Genomic DNA, 23607 nt, shown 5'->3' on the forward strand with positions numbered 1-23607 from the left:
TGCAATATACTATTTCCAAACTATTTTCTGTAATCTTACTGCATTAAGAATTGCTAATAAGGCAACTCCAACATCTGCAAAAACAGCTTCCCACATGGTGGCTAAACCACCAGCTCCTAAAATCAACACAATTGCTTTAACACCAAAAGCCAAAATAATATTCTGCCAAACTATTTGTCTTGTAGAACGACTTATTTTAATGGCTCTCACAACTTTGGAAGGTTGGTCGGTTTGAATAATAACATCTGCTGTTTCTATAGCTACATCACTACCTAATCCACCCATTGCTATACCTACATCACTCGCTGCCAATACGGGTGCATCATTAATACCATCACCAATGAAGGCTATTTTATTTTCTGGATTTTTCTTTAATACTTCTACTTCCCTTAATTTATCCTCTGGTAATAAACCTCCTTTCGCCATTTCTATATTTAAATTCTTTGCTACTTGTTGAGTTATCGAATCTTTATCTCCAGAAAGCATCATTATTTTTTTAATACCCACTTGATGTAAACTTGAAATAGTTTTTTTTGCATCTTCTTTTAATTCATCAGCAATGACTACATAACCAGCAAAAAAAGTATCAATAGCTACCAAAACAATAGATTCTACAATAGATTCAATTTCATTAGGGACTTCTATACTATTGGATTCCATTAAGGCTTTATTTCCAATCAAAATTTCTTTACCATTTACCATGCCTTTTAAGCCCTTTCCTGCAACTTCAGAAACCTTATTGGCTTGAAACTTATTAGTTTCTTGTGGGTATTCCAGAATAGCTTTGGCTATGGGATGTGTAGATTGCTCTTCTATTGCCATTAGATAGTTCATAAATTCTTTTTCATCCCAATTAAAAGTTTTTATGCTTTTGATTTTGAAAACTCCTTTGGTAACCGTTCCTGTTTTATCCATTACCAATGTATTTATCTTAGTCATAGCATCCAAAAAAGAAGCCCCTTTAAAAAGAATACCATTTTTTGAAGCAGCTCCCAAACCACCAAAATAACCTAACGGAATAGAAATTACCAAAGCACAAGGACAGGATATTACCAAGAAAATCAATGCTCTATACAACCATTCTCTAAAGATATAATCATCTACAAAAAAGTAGGGTAGAAGGGCAACACCTATAGCAAGGAAGACCACAATGGGGGTGTAGATTCTTGCGAATTTTCTGATAAACAGTTCGGTCTTAGACTTTCTTGCTGTAGCATTCTGTACCAGATCTAATATTCGTGCAATAGAACTGTCTTCAAACTTACTGGTAACTTCAACTTCAATTACATTTTCTAGATTGATACTTCCTGCATATACTTTTGACTTTTTATTTACGCTATCAGGCTTACTTTCGCCTGTTAAAGCAGCTGTATTCAAAAATGCTTTTTCGGATAACAAAATACCATCCAATGGAATTTTTTCACCGACACGTATTTGGATTTTTTCGCCTATTTCGACCCTTTCGGGTGATATGCTTTTGTAACTACCCTCTCGAAAAACATTGGCCTCTTTGGGTCTTACATCCAACAAAGCTTTAATGTTTCCTTTGGCTCTATGAACTGCGGCATTTTGAAAAAGTTCGCCTACTGCATAAAATAACATAACCGCAACACCTTCGGGATATTCACCTATTATAAATGCCCCAATAGTTGCTATAGACATTAAAAAGAACTCTGTAAAAACATCACCTTTCTTTATGCTTACCCAACCTTCTTTAACAACGGGCAAACCAACAGGTACATAAGCCACTACATACCAAATAATTCGTAACCAATCTTTAAAAAAAGGAACCTTAAAATAATCGAATGCAATACCTATTATAAGCATTGTAAAGCTTACAATAGCAGGTATGCATGCTTTAAAATTATTAGGTTGGTTTCCGTGGTTGTGCCCATCATTGTGATTATGCCCGTTATCAGAATCGGGCTTTAAATCTCTTAAATTGAGTTTCTTTTTTTTCATTTTTTAATTTGTCTTACATTCAAAGTTCCGTAAAAAAGAGATGCAATAGAAGTGCATTATTAACCACTACATTTATCACAAATACCTTTTACTACCAAGTTTACATTTTCAGAAATAAAACCTTCTGGAACCTTAATTTGAGGTATTTTATGATTTGTTAAACAAACTGTTTCACCACAATTAGTACAATGAAAGTGCAAATGTAAATCGGTTTTAATATTACAACTACAGCCTTGTTCGCATAAGGCATATTTGATGATACCTGTACCATCGTCTATTTGATGCACAATCCTTTTTTCCTCAAATGTTTTTACGGTTCTGTACAGTGTTGTTCTATCAGCTTTTTCAAACGCATTTTCAATATCACTCAAGGTTACAGTAACTTTTTTTCTGCAAGAAACTTATAAATTAGTAAACGCATTGCTGTAACGCGTATATTTTTTGACTCTAATAGTTGTTCTATATTTTTCATAATTAATGAGAATGTTCTGCTTCTCCTTTTTTCATTTCTGCTATAAGATAATATGCATTGTTATAAGCAAACTTGGTATTAGTAGGTATTTCTTTTAAAAAAGTAACGGCTCTCCAGTCACCCTCTTTTTCTCCAGTTATTACCTCTATGGGTGTAAATGCCCAAGTTTTTGCTTTGTTTTCTGCTATAAAAACAAAGAATTTGTCACTTTCTTTTATGATGGCACTTTCTGGCAATGCTTTTGTTAACGTATTGTTGGTTTGTATTTTTCCTTGAATATACATACCAGGAATAAGATTTACTGATTTATTCTCTATTTCGGCGTGAACGTGTAGAGCTTTTGGATTGTTTTCAAAGGTTTTGCTTACCGAGTAAATTTCAGCTGTAAGTTCTGAATTTGGTATAGATTGAACTTTAAAAGTTACCTTTTGCCCTTGGTTTACTTTGTACACATCTTTTTCAAACACCATTAAATCTGCATGAACGTGATGCGTATTCACAATCTCGAACAGTTCGGTTTGTGGTTCTACATATTGTCCTGTTTTTACTTCTACTTTCTGTACAAAACCTTCAATGGGACTTTTTAATGGAATTTGCTGTGCAATAGTACCGTTACGAACTGATGCAGTGTTTATGTTTAGAATTTTTAATTGAGCAGCCAAACCATTTACTAATGCAGTTGAGCCTTTGTATTCTGCTTCTGCTTTTTGAAAATTGGCACCAGATCCTACTCCTGCATTGTATAATTTCTTTTGACGTTCATAATTTTTCTTTAAAAGTTCACTATTGCTATAAGCGTTTAGGTAATCGGTCTGTAAGGCAATGATGTTAGGGTGTAACAAATAAGCCACAACCTGACCTTTTTCAACTTTATCGCCCTCAATTACTTTTATAGAGGTTACATTTGCACCTACTACAGAAGTAATAGCAGCTTCGTTTTGGGGTGGCACTTCCAATGTGCCGTTTGCCTCTACATAACCACTCATATTGCGTAAGCTCAACGTATCTATTTTCATTTTTAAGGCTTCAAACTGTTGTTGATTAAGTGTTACTTCACCTTTTTCGTGATGTTCTACATTATCACTGGTTTGTTCAGTTTTATTGTGTGAATGTCCATTATTTTCTGAGTGATTTTCTTTACTACCACAAGACATTATAAAGATTAATACGAAAATGGTTGTAATATGTTTATATGCTGTTTTTTTCATAATATTATTGATTGAAATATTGTAATTGAAATGCGCTTTCTAAATAATTGATTAAAGCGTTTTGAGCTTCCAGTTCTGACTGCACCGCTTCTTTTACCAATTGTGTAAATGTGGTATAATCAATTTCACCTTCTTTGTACGCCAACAATGCTCCTGATTTCTGGTCTTTGGTTAACGGTAACACTTGTGTTTCGTAAAACACCCAAGACGTTTTCCACTTTACATAATTTTCTTTTGCTTGTGCATATTGTGACTGTAATTCTTGTTTTTTGAATAACAAATTACTTTCTGCAATAGCATTGTCAATTTTTGCCGATTTAATTCGGGCTTTGTTTGAACCTGATAAGAATGGAATGGAAATTCCTGCTTGATAGGTATAAAAACCTGAATTGCCATTAACTTTTTGTAAACCACCCTGAAGGTTCAATTTTGGTAAATTATCGGCTTTTGCCGCTCTTAATTCTGCTTCGGCAACATTCAATTGATTTTCTGAAACAATAACCATTGGATGTTCATTTGTTGATAAGCTATCAGTTTCCATCGCTGCAATGTTTTCCAATTCTTCTGATACAGTATAAATTTCGTCTTCAAACAACCAAAGATTCAATTGTTGGATAGCTATAAGATAATCTCTGTAGGCTTGTTCTTTTTTATTCTGGATTTGAAATACTTGGTTTTTTGCTGCTGAATACTCCAATTTAGAAATGGCTTCCACTTCAAAGTTCAGCGTAACTGCTTGTTCAAAATTTCCGTAAATGGAATCAAGTTCTCTGTACAACTGAAAATTTCGCATAGACTGATAACACTTTGCCCACGCTTTTTTCACTTCCAGTTCTACCTCCAATTCAGATAATTGTACTATTTTTTGTGATAACTCAATGCGTTGTTGTTGTAATTTTTGTTTTGCTCCGATTCCAAACACATTCATGTTTGATTGTCCAACACCTACCATTGTGTAGATTCCTGTTCCATCTTTGATTTCTTCACCTCCTGTAAAGATTTGAGTAGAACCAAAATCGTATGCCGTAGATTTTAGGTGTTCTTGTTTGGTAACTTCCAATTGTTTTTGTTGCAATAGTGGATAGTTCTTTTTAGATAGAACAACAGCTTTGTTCAACGAAATTTTTGGTAAGGTATCCGTGATTTGTTGTGCATTACTTCGAGTTGTAAACATCAACATTAAAGCCAGTACTGCGGTTGCACTCACTATTTTTTTGTTTGACTTTAATCTAAAGATCTTATTTTCAATCCAATGATATAAAATAGGCAATACAAATAAGGTGAGTAGTGTAGATGTTAATAATCCACCAATAACTACTGTTGCCAACGGACGCTGTACTTCTGCACCTGCCGATGCTGAAACTGCCATGGGTAAAAAGCCCAATACATCTGTAAAAGCAGTAAGCATAATGGGGCGTATTCTTCGTTTTGTACCTTCCAAAATCCGTTCTTTTAAACTGGTAACACCTTCTTCTTTCAGTTCATTTAAGCCACTGATCATTACCAAGTCGTTTAGTACGGCCACACCAAACAATACAATAAAACCAACACCTGCTGAAATGCTAAAGGGCATATTGCGTAACCACAACGCCACCACACCGCCAATAGTTGCCATTGGTATTGCAATGTATATCATTAAGGTTTGGGGTATCGATTGTAAAGCAAAGTATATCAATATAAAAATAAGAAGTAAGGCGATGGGTACTACGGTTTGTAAACGGTTGCTGGCTCGTTCTAAATTTTCAAAAGCACCGCCATAGCGTACAAAATAGCCAGAGGGTAATTTTAATTTTGCATCTAATTTTGTTTTAATTTCTTCTACTAACGATTTTACATCACGTCCTCTAACATTAATACCAACATAAGTTCTTCTGTTGGTATTGTCCCTACTTATTTGCATAGGTCCCGCTTTATAAGATATATCAGCTACTTCACGAAGTGGAATTTGTGCCTCTGAAGGTAAATTGATAAACAGATTTTGAATATCAGATATATCCTTACGGTTGTCTTGATGTAACCTAACTACCAAATCAAACCGTTTTTCGCCTTCAAAAATAACGCCTGCATTTCCTCCTGCAAATGCCGATTGTACTATGTTGTTAAGCGTGTTGATATGCAGTCCATATTGCGCCAACTTATCTCTATTATAATTTATAGTTATTTGTGGCAAACCTGTTATGGCTTCGGCTTTCATATCACCAATACCGGGTGTTCCTGCAATTATTTTTGTTATTTCTTCTGCCTTTTGGGATAGAACATTAATATCCTCGCCATATAATTTGATGGCAATATCTTCACGTACCCCTTCAAGCAACTCGTTAAAACGCATTTCTATGGGTTGGGTAAATTCATAATTGACTCCAGGAATCATTTCAACAGCTTCTTTCATAGCTTCAATAAGCTTATCTTTTGTTGCTACCGTAGTCCATTCATTTTTAGGTTTCAGTATAACGAATACATCGGCAATATCCATAGGCATGGGGTCGGTAGGTATTTCGGCGACGCCAATACGACTCACAATTTTTTCAACTTCGGGAAATTTTGCCTTTACTATTTGCTCTATTTTAGTAGTGGTTTCTACGGTTTCAGATAGTGAACTACCTGGTTTTAAAATGGCGTGAAATGCAATATCTCCTTCATCGAGTTGTGGGATAAATTCACCTCCCATTCGGGTAAACATAAAGACTGTTAGAGCAAATAGTGCCACAGCAATTCCTACAATTACTTTGCCTTTTAAGAGGGCTTTTTCTACTAAAGGTTTGTACTTGTTTTCAACCCAATGCACAAATTTATCACCATAAGATAATTTATCATTTTTTGGTGTTCTCAATACTAAAGCAGACATCATTGGTACATAGGTTAAACAAAGCACCATAGCTCCCAACATAGCAAAAATGAAAGTCAATGCCATTGGTTTGAACATTTTACCTTCAATACCTTCTAAGGCTAGAATGGGAAGAAATACTATAAGTATAATCAACTGACCGAAAAAGGCAGCATTCATCATTTTTTTGGAAGCCAATGCAGCAACCTCATCACGCTCCTTAGTTGTTATTTTTTTCTTTTTAAGTATTTGGGAAGCGATAAGGAATACAGTAGACTCCACAATAATTACTGCACCATCTACAATAATTCCGAAGTCTATAGCTCCTAAACTCATCAGGTTTGCCCATACATTGAATACATTCATTAAAATAAATGCAAACAGTAATGATAGTGGAATGGTTGAAGCTACAATTAAGCCACCTCGCCAATTACCCAACAAGAAAATGAGAACGAAAATAACGATTAAAGCTCCTTCAATAAGGTTTGTTGCAACTGTAGTTGTTGTTTCTTTAATTAACTTACTTCTGTCTAAAAGTGGCTCAATAACAATGCCTTCTGGCAACGATTTTTGAATTTGAACCATTCGCTCTTTAATATTGGCAATCACTTCATTTGAATTTGCACCTTTAAGCATCATGACCAAGCCACCGACAACTTCGCCTTCGCCGTTTTGTGTTAATGCTCCGTAACGAATGGCTGAACCAAATTGCACTGTTGCTATATCTTCAATGGTTATAGGCAAATTGTTAATGGTTTTAACCGTAATCCTTTTGATATCGTCTAAACTTCTTGCTAATCCTTCACCTCTTATAAAATTAGCTTGATGTTTTTTTTCAATATAAGCACCCCCTATATTTTGGTTGTTGTCTTTGAGAGCCTCAAACACATCTGAAATGGTAATCCCTATAGATTTAAGTTCATTTGGATCTACAGCCACTTCATACTGTTTTATTTTACCTCCCATAGCGTTGACCTCGACAACACCAGGAACCATTGACATTTGTCGTTGTACAATCCAGTCTTGCATGGTACGCACATCTGAAATAGAATATGTATTTTGATATTCTGGTTTTACTTTTAATGTGTATTGGTATATTTCTCCTAGCCCTGTAGAAATAGGTCCCATTGCAGGTTTACCAAAACCTTCTGGAATTTGATCTTTGAGTTCGTTGAGTTTTTCGGCAACCAATTGTCGTGGCAGATATGTACCCATATCATCATCAAATACAATGGTTACTACTGACAGACCAAAGCGTGAAATTGAACGAATTTCTTCCACATTGGGCAAATTGCTCATAGCAATTTCAATGGGATAGGTTATAATCTGTTCAATGTCTTCTGTACCTAAATTTGGTGATTGGGTAATTACCTGAACTTGGTTGTTGGTAATATCTGGAACGGCATCTAAGGGAACTTTTGTTATACTCCAAATACCTGCTCCTATTATGGCAAGCGTTAGCAAACCAATAATGAATTTGTTATTGATTGAAAAATCAATGATTTTATTAATCATAGAAAAAAATATAATGAATTTATAAACAGAGATAAGCAACCAATTTTGAATAGGTTACTAGAATTTATAAGTTACCTGCTTATGCAGGCATTCATTAAATTTGAGGAGGTTGTAAAAGTGTAGTATTAAAATTTTTCTCTATTCCTTCAAAATTAAGAAAAATGTGTGTTGAAATTACGGAAGTAGATATGCTGTAATCTACAATTTTAAATTGCGTTATATGAACATGACAGCAATGACATTGACAAAAAGGAGAACATAAATCTGAATCCTGATGTTGATGGTCATTGTTTAGCTTTTGTGAAATTTCTGTTTGTATATCTTTTTGAGTCATACCATTATCTTCACAAGGCATTAAATTGAGCCCAAAGATATAGATTGACAATATAAATGTTAGAAGTTTCATTCGCACAAATATAAAAAATATTTAATGCATAGGTTGTGCAAAAAATTGCTTTAAGTTTTAAGAAGTATTATATAATACTTCATTATTTTCCGATACAGAAATTCGAAAAAATATGTCCTAAAATATCCTTATCAACATCGTACTCACCAGTAATATTTCCTAAATGACGCAGACATTCACGTATGTCAATTGCAAACAAATCAGAGGAAATACCCATATCAATTCCTTGTTGTACTGACTGAATACTTTCTAAGGCGTTGTTTAAGGCTTCAAAGTGACGAGAATTGGTAACGATGGTTTCATTATTACTTAAGGCACCAATATTAACCAATGAAATTAAAGCATCTTTAAGTTCATCAATACCAGTTTTCTGTTTTGCAGAAAGTAAAATTAAATCGTCAATTTCTGACTGTAAAATTGAAGAATCATGGCATGATAAGGTATCAATTTTATTAGCAATCACTAATAAACGTTTGTTAGGAAAACGGTTTTTGATGGTTTCAATCTCTTCTAAAAATATATCACTAGAATGAATGTATTTATTGGAATCAATCAAATAAATAATCAATTGTGCATTTTCTGCTTTTTCGTATGCTTTTTGAATCCCGATGCTCTCCACTACATCTTCGGTTTCTCTAATTCCGGCAGTATCAATAAAACGGAACGCGACGCCTTCAATAATCATTTCATCTTCTATAGCATCACGAGTGGTTCCTGCAATATCCGAGACAATGGCCTTTTCTTCGTTTAAAAGCGCATTGAGTAGGGTGGATTTCCCTACATTTGGCTCACCAATAATAGCAACCGGAATTCCGTTTTTCATCGCATTTCCAAATGCAAAACTATCAATCAAACGTTTTAATACTGTTGAAATTTTGGTTACTAATTCTTGGAATTTAGTTCTATCTGCAAACTCAACATCTTCTCCAGAAAAATCTAATTCTAATTCAATTAACGCCGCAAAATCTAACAATTGGCCACGTAAATCTTTAAGCTCATTAGTAATTCCCCCGCGCATTTGTTGAATTGCCATTTGGTGTGAAGCTTCAGAATTAGACGCAATTACATCCGCTACTGCTTCTGCTTGACTTAGATCCATTTTCCCATTTAAAAAGGCACGCATGGTAAACTCCCCATTATCCGCCATTCTGCAACCATTCTTTAGAAACAATTGAATGATTTCTTGCTGAATAAAAATTGAGCCATGACAAGATATTTCTACAACATTTTCTCCTGTATAAGAATGTGGATTTTTAAAAATAGATACTAAAACTTCGTCCAAAATTTTCCCATTATCAACTATATGCCCTAAATGAATGGTATGTGTTTTTTGGTTGAGTAATGATTTATTCTTTGTAACTGATGTGAAGAATGTATCAACTAGCTCAATAGCATTTTCACCAGAGAGTCTAATTACAGAAATAGCGCCTACACCAGAAGGAGTAGCTAATGCAATAATGGTATCGTCAACGTTTGTTTGCAAAAGTTAAATTTTTGTGCAAATATACTACAGTTACTCTAGTTAAACATTAGCAATTTGTAACAAAACGAAGTATATATCGTCTTACTTATACATTAATCAATAAAAAAGATGAAAAAAAATAAAGAACTAATTGTATTAACACACCTAAGTCAACTGTTAGATTTTGTAACTGGAATTGGCGGATTAATTGTTCCGTTATTGATATGGGCAATTAAAAAGGATGAAGTGTTAGATTTAGATGAGCACGGTAAAGCTATTTTAAACTTTAGAATTACCATGTTTATTTATCTGCTGTTATGTGTTCCGTTAATTCTTTTCTTCGGACTAGGATTTTTAGGGTTCTTAGTAATTGGGGTTTTTTACGCAATTTTTCCAATACTCAATGCAATCAGAGCTAATAATGAAGAAAAACCAAATTACCCATTCAGTATTCGATTTTTTTAAGAAAAAGAAATAACTAATTATGAAAAAAGGAGGTTGTCCGTGTTCTACGTGGATAACCTCTTTTTATATGGCTTGCTTTATAAAATCTTCATATTCATAAAAGAATAATTCAAACTGTGTCATGATTTCAACAAAAAACTCATAACAATCGCGCCACGTATTTTTGTTATGAATGCTGAATTTCTTTTCATATGGAACATAAATTCTGTGAATGAATTTTCCACTTTCCAATTCATAAGCATCATCGAAAATAACTTCTGGTAAGTATTCGGTTTCTAAAATCTTTTTCAAAGAAAGTAATTGATCATACAACAGTTGATTGGCTATTTCTTCTGGATGCTCAAAATCCAAACATACCGAAGCCGTTTTTCTATCTGCTTGAAACTTGAAAGCAAAACCTTTGATTTTTGTATTGTATAACAACCATTTACGCGGAAAGGATTTTCCGAAGCTAGTCCAAAATTCTTTTCGTAAACGAGCTGATTCTTCTTTGCTAAACATTATCCGTGAACTTTAGCAATAGTACCTCTACTTTTCATCATATCAGCCTCAAAAGCTAGTAGATCGTTCCATTTTTTATCCACAATTTCTCTATCCATATATTTACGAGCATAGCCTAAAAATAAAGTATAGTGATTAGCTTCAGAAATCATTAAATCAAGATAGAATTTTGAAAGTTCAGCATCATCCATATTATCAGCAAAAACTTTAAAACGCTCACAGCTACGTGCTTCAATTAGTGCAGCAACCAATAAACGGTGTACCAAGGCTTCAGTACGGTTACCTGTATGTGGAAAGAACTTTTGCAATTTTAGGGCATAGTCATTTTTGGTAGCTTGTCCCAACACCAAACCTTTTTCAATCATGATATTATGCACCATTCTAAAATGTTCCATTTCTTCAATGGCAATATCAGCCATATCTTTTACTAGCTCAGTTTCTTCAGAATAATTAATGATGATAGAAGTAGCATTGGCAGCGGCTTTTTGTTCAGCAAAAGCATGATCGGTCAATAGCTGTTGTAATCCGTTTTTAGCAACATCTACCCATGAAGTTTCCGTTTCAAATTTAAGTCCTAACATAATTGCGTAATTGAGTTGCAAAAGTAAAAAATATTGAGGCGTTTACCATTTAATTTATCAAAATAGTTACCTTTGGTTGCCTACGAACTTTTATTGAAAAAGAACCTCACTTATTATGAAAAAAAGCTTTTCACTATTCCTTGTACTTATTGTATTTAGTGTTTTTCAAGCCTGTAAAAAAGGCAAAACAGCAGAAAGTAATATCCAACAATTTAACGAATACGTATCGGTTTTTCCTGAGAAATTAGTATCGGTGTATCCTAATATTCAGTTTTATTTAAAGAAATCGGTAACAATTTCTCCATTACCAAAAGATGTTATTAGTATAAAGCCAAAAGTAAAGGGAGAAGTAACTTTGACCGATAATACGCTTTCTTTTAAACCTGCGGAAAAATTAAAAGCGAATACCGAATACACCATCACCTTACATTTATCAAAATTATATGATGATATTGACGAGGATTTGAAGGATTTTACGGTGAAAGTAAAAACCAAAGAGTTGTTGTATAATGTTTCATTACAATCACCTTACGTGTATGATAAAAATTGGAATTATGTAGAGGGTTTTTTAAATGCCAGCGATGTGTTTGAAACCGATCAATTAAACAAAGTAGTCAAGGCAACGTATAACGGAAAAAATATACCGGTAAAATTTGCCAGTTCAAGTGAGTTAGCGTCACGAGTGAGTTTTAAAATTGATAGTTTACAACGATTTGAAGATGATAAACAGTTAGTGGTTACCTGGAACGGAAAACCAATACAATCTACTTCTAAAGGAGACAGAGCGCTCGATATTACAGGAAAGAACAACTTTAAAGTGTTGGATGTTAATGTGGTTAACGGTAACAATCAGCAAATTGAAATCAGTTTTTCTGATCCTATTCACAAATCACAAGATGTAAAAGGACTTATTCAGTTTGTCAATAGCAGTAAAAAAACATTTACCTATAAAATTAACAACAATGTGTTGACGTTGTTTCCAAGCACAGAATTTAAAAATAAAGTAGATATTGAAATTTTCAAGGGAATTAAAAATACTGAAGGGTATTCTTTAAAAGAAAATTATGCTCGTTCATTATATTTTGAAGAGTTAAAGCCTCAAGTAAGTTTTATTAAGAGTGGTGCTATTTTACCAAATTCTAAAAACTTAAAAATCAACTTTAATGCTGCTAATTTACGAGCGGTTGATGCTACTATTTATAAGATTTACAAGAACAACGTTTTACAGTTTTTACAAAACTATAATTTAAGTCAGCAGGCTAATTTGCATTATGTTGGGCGTCCGGTAGCAAAATACACTATTAACCTTTCAAATCAAGGATTACAGTTAGATAAGATAAACGCTTTTGCTTTTGATTTGGCTGATGTTATTCAGGTGGAAGAAGGTGCGATGTACCGAGTAGAACTGTCGTTCAATAAAGAATATTCTAATTATAGTTGTGATGGAGTTACTCCTAACAATCCAATAACGTTTGGCAAAAAAGAAATCAATGAAGCTTCTTTTGATAGAACCGGATATTATTATGATGACTATTACGAAGATTATAATTGGAATGAACGCGAAGACGCGTGTACATCATCTTACTACTACAACAAAAAGATTAGCACCAATATTTTAGCCACCAATTTAGGAGTGATTGTTAAAAAAGGAAGTAATAATACAACGTTTATTGCTGTTACGGACATTTTAACCACAGAACCTGTACAAGGAGCTCAAGTAAAGTTATTTAATTTACAACAGCAAGAAGTAGCCAAAGCGACTACTAATAATGAAGGTATTGCAACGTTTACAGATGTAAAGCCTTCTTTTTTTGCACAAGTTTCCAAAGATAAAAACACTACCTATGTTCGTTTAGAGGATGGAAACGCACTCTCGATGAGTAAGTTTGATGTTTCGGGTACAAAGCTTCAAAAAGGAATTAAAGGGTATATTTATGGAGAACGTGGCGTATGGCGACCGGGAGATCAGTTGTTTTTAACGTTTATATTGAATGATAAAGCAAATCCGATTCCAGAAAAGCATCCTATCAAATTCGAATTGATCAATCCGCAAGGAAAAATCATTGATCGTGCTATACAATACAAAAATACCCACAATATGTATAGCTATGCTCCAAAAACAAATGACGATGCCTTAACAGGTAATTGGAAGTTAAAAGTAAGTGTTGGAGGAGCTACTTTCAGTAAAACACTAAAAATTGAAACCATCAAACCTAATCGATTAAAAATCAAGTTAGCAACTGATAAAGAGGTGTTTACATCAAATTCACCAATCAAAGGGAATGTAGAGGTAAAATGGTTACATGGGGCGATTGCCAAAGGATTGAAGTTAGATATCAACGGAAAATTCCGTCAAACCAACACCTCATTTAAAGGCTATGAAAAGTATCAGTTTGATGATGTTACACGCCGCTTTGGTACTGAAGAATTTAGTGTTTTACAAGGTAATTTAAATCAGGACGGAACAACGAGTTTTTCGGTGCAACCAAGGTTAGATAACAAGGCACCGGGAATGTTACAAGCCTCTTTTATTACCAAAGTATATGAAAATGGAGGTGATTTCAGTACCGATGTCTTTACTAAAAAAGTATCACCGTATCCAACGTATGTTGGGGTGCAATCTCCCATAGAAAAAGAATCTAAAAACTATTTATTTACCAATGAAAATTACACGTTTGATGTAGCTACAGTAAATGAAAATGGAAGGGGCGTTGGAACCAATAATTTAGAGGTAAATGTGTACAAAATTTCATGGCGTTGGTGGTGGAATACCGATGATGGAGGTTTGTCGAGTTATGACGGAACACGCTACCATGAACCCTATAAAAAGTTCAATATCAAAACCAATGCAAGCGGAAAAGGACAATTTGTTTTAAAAGTTGATGAAAATGATTGGGGGCGTTATTTGGTAAAAGTTACCGACAGATTAGGGAAACATACCACATCAAAAATAGTATATTTCGATTGGCCTTCATGGTACGGACGTAAAAAGTCAGACCAAGACAAGTCTAACGCTACCATGCTGATATTTACTACTGACAAAGAAAAGTATACCACAAAAGAAAAAGCGGTAGTTAAGTTCCCGTCTTCAGCCGGAGCTAGAGCTTTATTAACTATTGAAAACGGTACCGAAGTATTAGATCATTTTTGGGTAAATACTACGGATAAACAAACTGAATTCAGCTTCCCAATTTTACCAAAATACACACCTAACGTGTATGTAAATGTTTCGTTGTTACAGCCACATAGTCAAACGGTCAACGATTTACCAATAAGAATGTACGGTTCTATGCCTATTTTGGTGGAAAATACTGAAACCAAATTAGAGCCTCAAATTCAGTTAGCAGATGAATTAAAGCCAGAAAGTAAAGCTACCATTCGTGTAAATGAGAAAAACGGAAAGCCAATGACCTATACCATTGCTTTGGTGGATGAAGGGTTGTTGGATCTAACTCGATTTAAAACACCTAATGCATGGAACACCTTTTATGCACGACAATCATTAGGCGTTAAAACCTGGGATATTTTTGATGATGTTATTGGAGCTTACGGAGGAAAGATCAATCAGATTTTAAGTATTGGAGGAGATGAGGCAGAAGCAGGAAGTAAAAATAAAAAAGCCAACCGTTTCAAGCCGATGGTAACTTATTTAGGTCCTTTTAATTTAAAAATGGGCGCAACAGAGTCCCATGAAATTACAATTCCAAAGTACATCGGTTCGGTAAGAGCTATGGTAGTGGCAAGTAATGCTGAACGTGAAGCGTATGGAAGTGATGAAAAAACAGCATTTGTACGTAAACCGGTTATGGTATTAGCGTCGTTACCAAGAAAAATAACGCCACAAGAAACAGTAACACTTCCGGTTACGGTATTTGCCATGAAACCGAACATTAAAAATGTACAGGTAACAGTAAAACCGAATGAAGCATTTACGATTGAAGGAAATGCTACTCAAAATGTGTCTTTTGCACAACCCGATGAAAAAATGGCGTATTTCCAATTAAAGATCAATGATTTTAAAGGAATTGGAAAAGTGCAGGTTGATGCCAGTTCAGGAGCAGAAAAAGCATCATACGAAGTAGAAATTGATGTGTTAAACCCGAATCCGGTTACTACTGAAACATTGGATTTAGTATTAAAATCAGGTGAAAATAGTGAGATCAATTTCAAGAGTTTTGGTACCAAAGGAACTAATGCGGCTACCGTGGAGCTTTCTACCTTACCACCTATGAATTTTTCGCGTAGATTACAGTATTTGATCCGTTATCCTCATGGTTGTGTTGAACAAACTACGTCGAGTGTGTTTCCGCAGTTATATTTACCGGAATTGTTCGATTTAGCACCCGATAAAAGAGCATCCGTAGAAAGAAATATAAAAGCAGCCATTCAGCGTTTATCCGATTTTCAAATGTCTAACGGTGCGATGGCGTATTGGCAAGGAGGAAATTATGTAAGTCATTGGGGAACCTCGTATGCAGGTCATTTTATGTTAGAAGCCAGTAAAAAAGGATATGCATTGCCTATTGGTTTTACGGATAAATGGATTGCGTATCAAAAACAAGCAGCAAGAAATTGGAGAGCTAAAATGCATTATGATGATGACGATTTAACACAAGCTTACCGACTGTATACACTTACTTTAGCGAACAATGCAGATTTAGCATCAATGAACCGTTTACGAGAAACAGCAGGTATTTCCAATGAGTCAAAAATGCGTTTGGCCAGTGCGTATGCATTGATTGGTAAACGTTCTATTGCTGAAGCTATCTTGAAATCACTGTCAACTGTCGATTATACCAAAAATTACTATTCAGGGTACGGTTCAGAAACGCGAAACAAGGCGATGTCGTTAGAAACCTATACGTTGATGAATAACGAATTAGAAGCTATAAAATTAGCGAAAGAGGTAGCTACTAATTTATCGAGTGATCAGTGGATGAGTACACAAACCACGGCTTATAGTTTATTAGCAATGTCTCAATATGCATTGCAAAATGGCGGAAGTACAGGTATCAATGCTAGTATAAACCTAAACGGAATGACTAAAGATGCTACTACGAACAAATCGTTATTCAGTATGGAAACGAGTCAGGTTTTAGCAGATAATTTAGTTAAAATTAACAATAAAGGTAACGGGGTGTTGTATGCGCGTGTATTTAACAGAGGAATTTTACCAGTAGGAGAAGAAAAAATAGTTGAAAAGAACCTATCAGCAACGGTTACTTTCAAATCAAAAGATGGAAGTGTTATGAGTCCCGATAATTTGAGTCAAGGAACCAATTTTATTGCTGAGGTAACGTTGAAGAACAACACAACCAACAAGATTGAAAATGTAGCCTTAACACAATATATTCCGTCTGGTTGGGAAATTGTGAATACTCGTTTTACTGATTTTGGTAATAACACAACATCTTCACAAGTAGATTATACCGATATCAGAGATGCGAGCATTAGTAACTATTTTACATTGCATAGAAATGAGTCTAAAACGTTTAGAGTATTGTTAAATGCGTCGTATTTAGGTGATTATTATTTACCGGGTATTCAAGCCGAAGCCATGTATGATAATGATTATTTGGTACGTACCAAAGGACGATGGATTAAAGTGGTGAAGTAGGTTTTTATAAAGAATAAATCAATTTAAATTCAAATGAAAAAAATTCCCCTACAAGCACTTGTTAAAGGATCGTTATTATTTATAGTGTATTCAATATTAGCGGTTTATTTTCTGTTTTTCGTTCCGTTTAAAGTGCCTGAAAAAAGCTCTTTGCAAACGGTAACTATTCCTTCGGATAGTTTGCAGTGTATGCTTAAAAAAAGATCAGATAAAAGCTATTTATCGGCTTGGTATGAAGGTACAGAAATAAAAAGTATCGAGCTTGATAAAAAGAAGTGTCTGAATATTCTTGGTAGTAATGAGTATTTTTTAAGGATAAAACAAAAAACTGAAAACTACACTCTTATGATAAGCGAAAAAGCAGGACTTTTTAGAAAAACACATGCTTTGTATCAAGTGTCGGATGATAAAGAAGTGCTTTTACCTTATGAAGAATCTGCTGAAGTATTTCAAAATCAAAGAAACCTGTTTCGTTATTTATCGATTGGTTTCTTTGCGTTGATGTTCTTTATTTTAGGAAATACGCTGTATCAAAAAATGAAAGCAAAATAGATTTTTGAAAAAATATAGCAAATGCAAAGAGTTTCTAACTTTTTAGTCAATCATAAAATAAAGGTTGTAATTCTTTGTTTTTTGCTAACTATCTATTACTTATGCTTACCCAAACAACTTTTTAAAAATCCAACATCTACAGTCGTTACAGCCAGTAATAATGAATTGTTGGGAGCTATTATTGCTGAGGATGGTCAGTGGCGTTTCCCTGAGTTAGATTCGGTTCCTACCAAATTTGAACATTGTATTTTACAGTTTGAAGACGCTCATTTTTATTACCATTTAGGGTTTAATCCTATTTCCATAGGAAAAGCAATGGTGGAGAATATCAAAGCTAAAAAAGTGGTAAGAGGCGGGAGCACACTTACACAACAAGTTATTCGTCTGTCTCGCAAAAATCAACAACGTTCCTATTTCGAGAAGCTAAAAGAATTGGTGTTAGCTACCCGATTGGAGTTTCGATATTCAAAGAAAAAGATATTAAATCTATATGCTTCTCATGCGCCTTTTGGCGGAAATGTAGTGGGATTAGAAATGGCATCGTGGCGATATTTTGGGTTGCAACCACATCAACTTTCATGGGCAGAAAGTGCTACGTTGGCAGTGTTGCCGAATGCTCCATCGTTGATCTATCCAGGGAAGAATCAGCAAAGACTCAAACAAAAAAGAAATCGATTACTCAAAAAACTCTTTGATAAAAAAATAATAGATCAGTTAACGTATGAGTTGGCGATTGAGGAGGAATTACCTCAAAAACCTTATCCGCTGCCACAAACGGCACCCCATTTTGTACAACATTTAGGACAGAAACATAGGGGAGAGCGAATTCATTCTACTATTGATGTACATGTACAGCGTCAGGTAAATTATTTAGCAAAACGCCATTATGAGCGTCAAAAGCAAAACGAAGTTTACAATTTAGCTGTTTTAGTATTAGATGTAGAATCTCGTAAAGTTTTAGCCTATGTTGGAAATGCACCTACGGATACGTTACACCATAAACATGTAGATAATGTGATTTCAGCCAGAAGTACGGGGAGTGTGCTAAAACCACTGTTATACGCACAAATGTTACAGTCGGGAGATTTGTTACCCACACAATTGGTTGCTGATGTTCCTACGGAAATCGCTGGATATTCCCCAAAAAACTTCAATCTAACCTTTGACGGAGCAGTACCCGCAAATCAAGCATTAACACGCTCGTTGAACATTCCCGCAGTACGAATGTTACAGCGTTACGGACTGGAAAAATTTAGAAGTGATTTACAAGATTATAATATAAAAAACATCACTAAATCGGCAGATTATTATGGGTTGTCACTTATTTTAGGAGGAGCAGAAGCCAGTTTATGGGATTTGTGTAAAACCTTTGCTGGTTATGCGGGAATTGTTAATCATTTTGACAGTTCAAAGTATCAATATTACCAATATGAATTTGTAGATCCTATTTTTAAAAAGGAAGATAAAATTGATTTTGGTAAACTCCGAAAAGATTTTCAAACAATAGATGCAGGTTCAGCGTATACCACCTTACAAACACTCACAGAAGTTAACAGACCGGAAACCGACCAAGCATGGAAATATTACGATTCTTCACAAAAAATAGCATGGAAAACCGGAACTAGTTTTGGAAACAAAGATGCTTGGGCCATTGGTACAACACCGAAATATACGGTAGGAGTGTGGATAGGGAACTCAGATGGAGAGGGAAGACCTGATTTGACAGGAGTGGGATGTGCTGCTCCGTTACTATTTGATGTGTTTGATGTATTGCCAAAATCGGATTGGTTTTTAGAGCCTTATGAAGATTTGATTGAAGAGAAGATTTGCAAAAAAAGCGGTTGTTTAGCGTTGCCTATATGCGAAAGTGAAGTAAAACGCATTCCTAAAAATGGCATTCGTGGTAAATCATGTCCGTATCATCAATTGGTGCAAGTAGATAAAAATGAGCAGTTTAGAGTCAGTTCTAATTGTGAGCCTGTTTCAGCAATCAAATCCAAACCTTGGTTTGTCTTACCTCCGTTAATGGCATTGTATTACCAGCAGAACAATTCTGATTATCGACCTTTACCTAACTTCAGGAGTGATTGTAATGAGTTGTCATCTAACAAAATGGATTTTATTTTTCCGACGAAATATAAATCCACTATTTCTCTTACCAAAGATATTAGTGGTCAACAGAGTAGCATTATTTTAAAACTCACACATACCAATCAAAATGCTACTATTTTCTGGTATTTGAACGATGAATTTATCCAATCAACTCAAAATTATCACGAGTTATCGGTACAACCTAAAACAGGAATTTATAAAGTAACTGTAGTTGATGATTTTGGTAATGAAGTAATTAGGTTTTTAGAGGTGAAAAATTAAGGAATAATAAATTTGATTTTATATTAAATTCAGTATTTTTAGCTTTTTAAACAAAAAATATGGTAGAATTAGCGGGTATTATTATTTTAGGAATTTTAGCACAATGGGTAGCTTGGAGACTTAAACTGCCGGCAATTTTACCGCTGATCTTAATTGGACTTTTAGTAGGGCCTATTGCTGCTGAATTTTTTACAGAAGATGGTAGCAAACTTATAGAACCTATTTGGAATGGAGAGAAAGGACTTTTTCCAGGTGAAGGGCTATATTATTTTGTTTCACTTGCCATTAGTATCATTCTTTTTGAAGGAGGTTTAACTTTACGTAGAGGAGAAATAAAGAATGTAGGTCCTGTAATTACTAAATTAATTACTTTGGGTTCTGTTGTTACTTTTTTTGGAGCAGGTATCGTAGCGCATTATACTTTTAACTTAAACTGGGAGTTATCGTTTTTATTTTCAGCATTAATTATTGTTACTGGACCAACAGTAATAACTCCAATTTTACGAAATATTCCGCTTAAAAAAGACGTGTCTGCTGTACTTAAATGGGAAGGTATTTTAATAGATCCTATTGGAGCTTTAGTAGCGGTATTGGTATTTGAGTTTATTAGTGTTGGTGGCGGTAGTGGATTTACACAAACGGCTTTAATTGAGTTTGTTAAAATTTTACTTTTTGGTACTACTTTCGGATTTACATTTGCTCACGCTTTAATATTTATTATCAACAGAAAATGGGTGCCACATTACTTATTAAATGTAGTTTCATTATCTACAGTTTTATTGGTTTTTGTAGAGTCCGATCTTTTTGCGCATGAATCAGGCTTACTAGCAGTAGTGGTAATGGGAATGGTATTAGGTAATAGTAAGCTTAAGAACTTAAATGAAATTCTCTATTTCAAAGAATCATTAAGTGTTTTATTAATTTCTATCTTATTTATCCTCTTAGCGGCTAATATTGATATGAAAGACTTAATGTTGCTGTATGATTGGAAATCGTTAGTATTATTTGCTTCTGTAGTATTTATCATACGCCCTATATCGGTGTTTTTAAGTACACACAATTCAAACTTAAAAACCAACGAAAAAATGTTTATTAGTTGGGTTGGACCAAGAGGTATTGTAGCTGCTGGTATAGCATCTCTTTTTGGTTCTAAATTGCTTAGACAAGGCATACCAGGAGCTGAATATATTACCCCTTTAGTTTTTATGATTGTACTGGGTACGGTTTTATTAAATGCCACTACAGCACGTTTGTTTGCTCAGGTTATAGGCGTTTTCTTGAAAAGATCTAATGCTATCATGATTATAGGTGCTAATACAGTAGGAAAATTAATTGCAAATTATTTAAAAGAAAACAATAGGAGAGTAGTATTGATAGACTCTAACAATGAAGCTGTTGAAAATGCAAAAAAGGCAGGTTTTGAAGCTTTTGATGTTAATATTTATGATGATGAGCTCACCGATAATATTGAGTTGAATGATGTTGGTTATTTAATTGCAATGACAGGTAGTGACGCAGTTAATAAATACGCTCTTTCAAATTTCTCATCAATTTTTGGAGAACAAGGAGCATATAGATTAGCAAGCTCACAAGAAGTAATTACAGAGGAATATGACGAGTTAACACAGTTATTCACAGTAAAAGATGATTACATTAATTTAATGGAAACTGTAAGAGACTATCCAGAAATTCATGAAACTCCTATTACTTCAATGAATGAGTACAAAAAGAAAATAACTAAATTACACGAGGAGTTAAAATCTGTTCCTATATTGGTGAAAAATAGTGCTAACGAAATTTTCTTAATTACGGAGTTTGAAAGTCAGGTTAAAAAAATTGAGAATGGATTAATTGTATATTTAGGAAAACAATTAGATTTCTAAACCAAAGGTATTTTTTAACTTTTCAATTAGTGGATTTTTCTCTTTAAGCTTTTCGTATTTTTCTTGTGGAGTGTACACAAACTTTTTCTCTACGGTTTCACTCACCTCAATTTTAACGTTTATTCCGTAGTTGTTAAGCTTTTCACGTAAGAATTTATGTAATTTATGCTTATCCTTTTTTAGCTGATTTTTCATCAGTTTATTGGGTAAGGCTAATTTTACCAAAAAGCCATCAATCAACACAGGCTCGCCTGCAATTAAAATAGAGGCAATATTTTTTTCTCCTAATTTTTGTAAATGATAATAATATTTTTTCCAGGCTTCAGCTAATTGCTCTTGTGTAAAAGGAGTTCTAGGATGGTTATCATAGTTTTCTTCTTCAACAGCAATATTTTTCATTTCTTTTTTCTGTTGAATACTCTTTAAAGAAAATGCCGATGTTCTTCTTTTAATATTTTTGATAGATGGAACTTCAGACTCTTTAATTGGCGTTTCTACAGCAGGTTTTGTGGGAGCTGTTTTTTGAATCTTTGGTTTTACATTTTTTGTAACTGCGGGAGCTAAAGATGTGAAAAAGGTAGCTGGAATTATGTAGTTGCTAGATTTTTTTTTTGCTCCATCAAAAGTGATAGAGGCAATTTGCATCAATGTAAGTTCAACTAATAATCGTTGATTTTTACTTGCTCTATATTTCAAATCACAATCATTGGCTTTATCAATGGCAGGCAGTAAAAACTGCATAGTTGCTTTAGCGGCTTGTTCTAAATACTTTTTCTTGGTATTATCACCAACCTCAAGCAGTGCAACCGTTGCTTGGTCTTTTGCAACCAATAAATCTCTAAAATGAGAAGCTAATCCGCTTATAAAATGATGTCCTTCAAAACCTTTCGAAAGAACATCGTTAAAAGCCATTAATACTTCCGGAATTTTGTTTTCGAGTAACAAATCCGTCATGTTAAAATACACATCGTAGTCTAACACATTTAGGTTTTGCGTAACTGCTTCGCGAGTTAAGTTGTTTCCGGAGAAACTAACAACTCTATCAAAAATAGAAAGCGCATCACGCATCGCTCCATCTGCTTTTTGAGCAATAATATGCAACGCGTCATCATCCGCAGTAATATTTTCCTTTTCACAAATAGTTTTCAGATAATTTTTAGCATCTAAAACACTAATTCGTTTAAAATCGAATATTTGACAACGAGATAAAATCGTTGGAATGATTTTATGTTTTTCTGTAGTTGCTAAGATGAAAATAGCATGCGCAGGTGGTTCTTCTAAAGTCTTTAAAAAAGCATTAAAAGCTGCTTGCGATAACATGTGTACCTCATCAATGATATACACTTTGTATTTTCCTGTTTGTGGTGGTATACGAACCTGATCTGTAAGATTACGAATATCATCTACCGAGTTATTGGAAGCGGCATCTAATTCAAAAATATTAAACGCAAAATCTTCATCATCGGTAGTAGCATCTTCTTGGTTGATACGTTTCGCTAAAATACGTGCGCAAGAAGTTTTACCTACACCACGCGGACCTGTAAACAATAAAGCTTGAGCTAAGTGGTTGTTTTTTATAGCATTTTCTAACGTATTGGTTATGGCTTGTTGCCCAACCACGTCCTCAAAATTTTGAGGGCGATATTTACGTGCCGATACTATAAAATGCTCCATGTTTTACTCCTGTTTACTCAAGCAAAAGTAACAAACACCAAGGCTACATACAAACAAAGTTTTGAACTAATTTGCTAAGTTTTAAACAAAATGAAAAACTCCCTGCTTTCAC

General features: G+C 34.3%; 13 protein-coding genes and 1 pseudogene. 5 read left to right on the top strand and 9 right to left on the bottom strand.

Going from position 1 to position 23607, the window contains the following annotated elements:
- Nucleotides 1-9: 9 nt before the first annotated feature.
- The 6 genes and pseudogenes from SLH33_RS00980 to mnmE all read right to left on the bottom strand — a co-directional run bounded on the left by SLH33_RS00980 (nt 10) and on the right by mnmE (nt 9870).
- Complete coding sequence (locus SLH33_RS00980) at nt 10-1962, bottom strand: heavy metal translocating P-type ATPase (RefSeq protein ID WP_320417190.1); 1953 nt, start codon at nt 1960-1962, stop codon at nt 10-12.
- 59 nt (nt 1963-2021) lie between these two features.
- Nucleotides 2022-2434, bottom strand: a pseudogene (locus SLH33_RS00985) (Fur family transcriptional regulator).
- Between the two features lie 2 nt (nt 2435-2436).
- Nucleotides 2437-3642 (bottom strand): efflux RND transporter periplasmic adaptor subunit, encoded by a 1206-nt coding sequence (locus SLH33_RS00990; protein WP_320417191.1) that lies wholly within the window; start codon nt 3640-3642, stop codon nt 2437-2439.
- A gap of 4 nt (nt 3643-3646) precedes the next feature.
- A complete protein-coding gene (locus SLH33_RS00995; RefSeq protein WP_320417192.1) occupies nt 3647-7981 on the bottom strand; it encodes a CusA/CzcA family heavy metal efflux RND transporter in 4335 nt (1444 codons plus the stop codon).
- A 94-nt stretch (nt 7982-8075) separates the two neighbouring features.
- Nucleotides 8076-8387, bottom strand: coding sequence for a DUF6660 family protein (locus tag SLH33_RS01000; protein ID WP_320417193.1), 312 nt, complete (start codon nt 8385-8387; stop codon nt 8076-8078).
- 82 nt (nt 8388-8469) lie between these two features.
- Nucleotides 8470-9870: a tRNA uridine-5-carboxymethylaminomethyl(34) synthesis GTPase MnmE gene (gene mnmE / locus SLH33_RS01005; protein WP_320417194.1), complete on the bottom strand. Its 1401-nt coding sequence runs from the start codon at nt 9868-9870 to the stop codon at nt 8470-8472.
- A 108-nt stretch (nt 9871-9978) separates the two neighbouring features.
- Between mnmE and SLH33_RS01010 the strand changes: the two genes are divergently transcribed.
- Complete coding sequence (locus SLH33_RS01010; protein ID WP_320417195.1) at nt 9979-10314, top strand: DUF4870 domain-containing protein; 336 nt, start codon at nt 9979-9981, stop codon at nt 10312-10314.
- 63 nt (nt 10315-10377) lie between these two features.
- Here the strand turns inward: SLH33_RS01010 and SLH33_RS01015 are convergent, their stop codons facing one another.
- Together SLH33_RS01015 and SLH33_RS01020 are read right to left on the bottom strand one after the other, a co-directional pair.
- Nucleotides 10378-10815: a DUF4268 domain-containing protein gene (locus SLH33_RS01015; RefSeq protein WP_320417196.1), complete on the bottom strand. Its 438-nt coding sequence runs from the start codon at nt 10813-10815 to the stop codon at nt 10378-10380.
- Nucleotides 10815-11396: a tRNA-(ms[2]io[6]A)-hydroxylase gene (locus SLH33_RS01020; protein WP_320417197.1), complete on the bottom strand. Its 582-nt coding sequence runs from the start codon at nt 11394-11396 to the stop codon at nt 10815-10817. Before SLH33_RS01020 ends, SLH33_RS01015 begins: the two co-directional genes overlap by 1 nt.
- Before the next feature lie 115 nt (nt 11397-11511).
- Here SLH33_RS01020 and SLH33_RS01025 point away from each other — a divergent pair, with 115 nt between their 5' ends.
- The 4 genes from SLH33_RS01025 to SLH33_RS01040 are packed head-to-tail and all read left to right on the top strand — an operon-like array spanning nt 11512 to nt 21821.
- Nucleotides 11512-17013, top strand: a complete 5502-nt coding sequence (locus tag SLH33_RS01025; protein WP_320417198.1) for an MG2 domain-containing protein — start codon at nt 11512-11514, stop codon at nt 17011-17013.
- A gap of 33 nt (nt 17014-17046) precedes the next feature.
- Entirely contained in the window at nt 17047-17565 is a 519-nt protein-coding gene (locus SLH33_RS01030) for a hypothetical protein (RefSeq protein WP_320417199.1), read from the top strand.
- A gap of 21 nt (nt 17566-17586) precedes the next feature.
- Nucleotides 17587-19938, top strand: coding sequence for a penicillin-binding protein 1C (pbpC, locus tag SLH33_RS01035; RefSeq protein ID WP_320417200.1), 2352 nt, complete (start codon nt 17587-17589; stop codon nt 19936-19938).
- 59 nt (nt 19939-19997) lie between these two features.
- The gene (locus tag SLH33_RS01040; protein ID WP_320417201.1) at nt 19998-21821 is read left to right on the top strand and encodes a sodium:proton antiporter; all 1824 of its coding nucleotides are present in this window, start codon (nt 19998-20000) and stop codon (nt 21819-21821) included.
- On the opposite strand, the gene dnaX is transcribed toward SLH33_RS01040, so the two are convergent.
- Nucleotides 21810-23495, bottom strand: a complete 1686-nt coding sequence (dnaX, locus tag SLH33_RS01045) for a DNA polymerase III subunit gamma/tau (protein WP_320417202.1) — start codon at nt 23493-23495, stop codon at nt 21810-21812. The two genes, SLH33_RS01040 and dnaX, sit on opposite strands and share 12 nt — an antisense overlap.
- Between the last annotated feature and the right edge of the window lie 112 nt (nt 23496-23607).

Source organism: Tenacibaculum sp. IB213877, from assembly GCF_034043975.1.
GTDB lineage: Bacteria > Bacteroidota > Bacteroidia > Flavobacteriales > Flavobacteriaceae > Polaribacter.

Excerpts from the sequence above, each read along its gene's own strand:
- SLH33_RS00990 (WP_320417191.1), bottom strand. The coding sequence starts at position 3,642 with ATGAAAAAAACAGCATATAAACATATTACAACCATTTTCGTATTAATC.
- pbpC (WP_320417200.1), top strand. The coding sequence starts at position 17,587 with ATGCAAAGAGTTTCTAACTTTTTAGTCAATCATAAAATAAAGGTTGTA.
- SLH33_RS01020 (WP_320417197.1), bottom strand. The coding sequence starts at position 11,396 with ATGTTAGGACTTAAATTTGAAACGGAAACTTCATGGGTAGATGTTGCT.
- SLH33_RS01015 (WP_320417196.1), bottom strand. The coding sequence starts at position 10,815 with ATGTTTAGCAAAGAAGAATCAGCTCGTTTACGAAAAGAATTTTGGACT.
- SLH33_RS01010 (WP_320417195.1), top strand. The coding sequence starts at position 9,979 with ATGAAAAAAAATAAAGAACTAATTGTATTAACACACCTAAGTCAACTG.
- SLH33_RS01040 (WP_320417201.1), top strand. The coding sequence starts at position 19,998 with ATGGTAGAATTAGCGGGTATTATTATTTTAGGAATTTTAGCACAATGG.
- SLH33_RS01025 (WP_320417198.1), top strand. The coding sequence starts at position 11,512 with ATGAAAAAAAGCTTTTCACTATTCCTTGTACTTATTGTATTTAGTGTT.
- SLH33_RS01030 (WP_320417199.1), top strand. The coding sequence starts at position 17,047 with ATGAAAAAAATTCCCCTACAAGCACTTGTTAAAGGATCGTTATTATTT.
- SLH33_RS00980 (WP_320417190.1), bottom strand. The coding sequence starts at position 1,962 with ATGAAAAAAAAGAAACTCAATTTAAGAGATTTAAAGCCCGATTCTGAT.
- SLH33_RS01000 (WP_320417193.1), bottom strand. The coding sequence starts at position 8,387 with ATGAAACTTCTAACATTTATATTGTCAATCTATATCTTTGGGCTCAAT.
- dnaX (WP_320417202.1), bottom strand. The coding sequence starts at position 23,495 with ATGGAGCATTTTATAGTATCGGCACGTAAATATCGCCCTCAAAATTTT.
- SLH33_RS00995 (WP_320417192.1), bottom strand. The coding sequence starts at position 7,981 with ATGATTAATAAAATCATTGATTTTTCAATCAATAACAAATTCATTATT.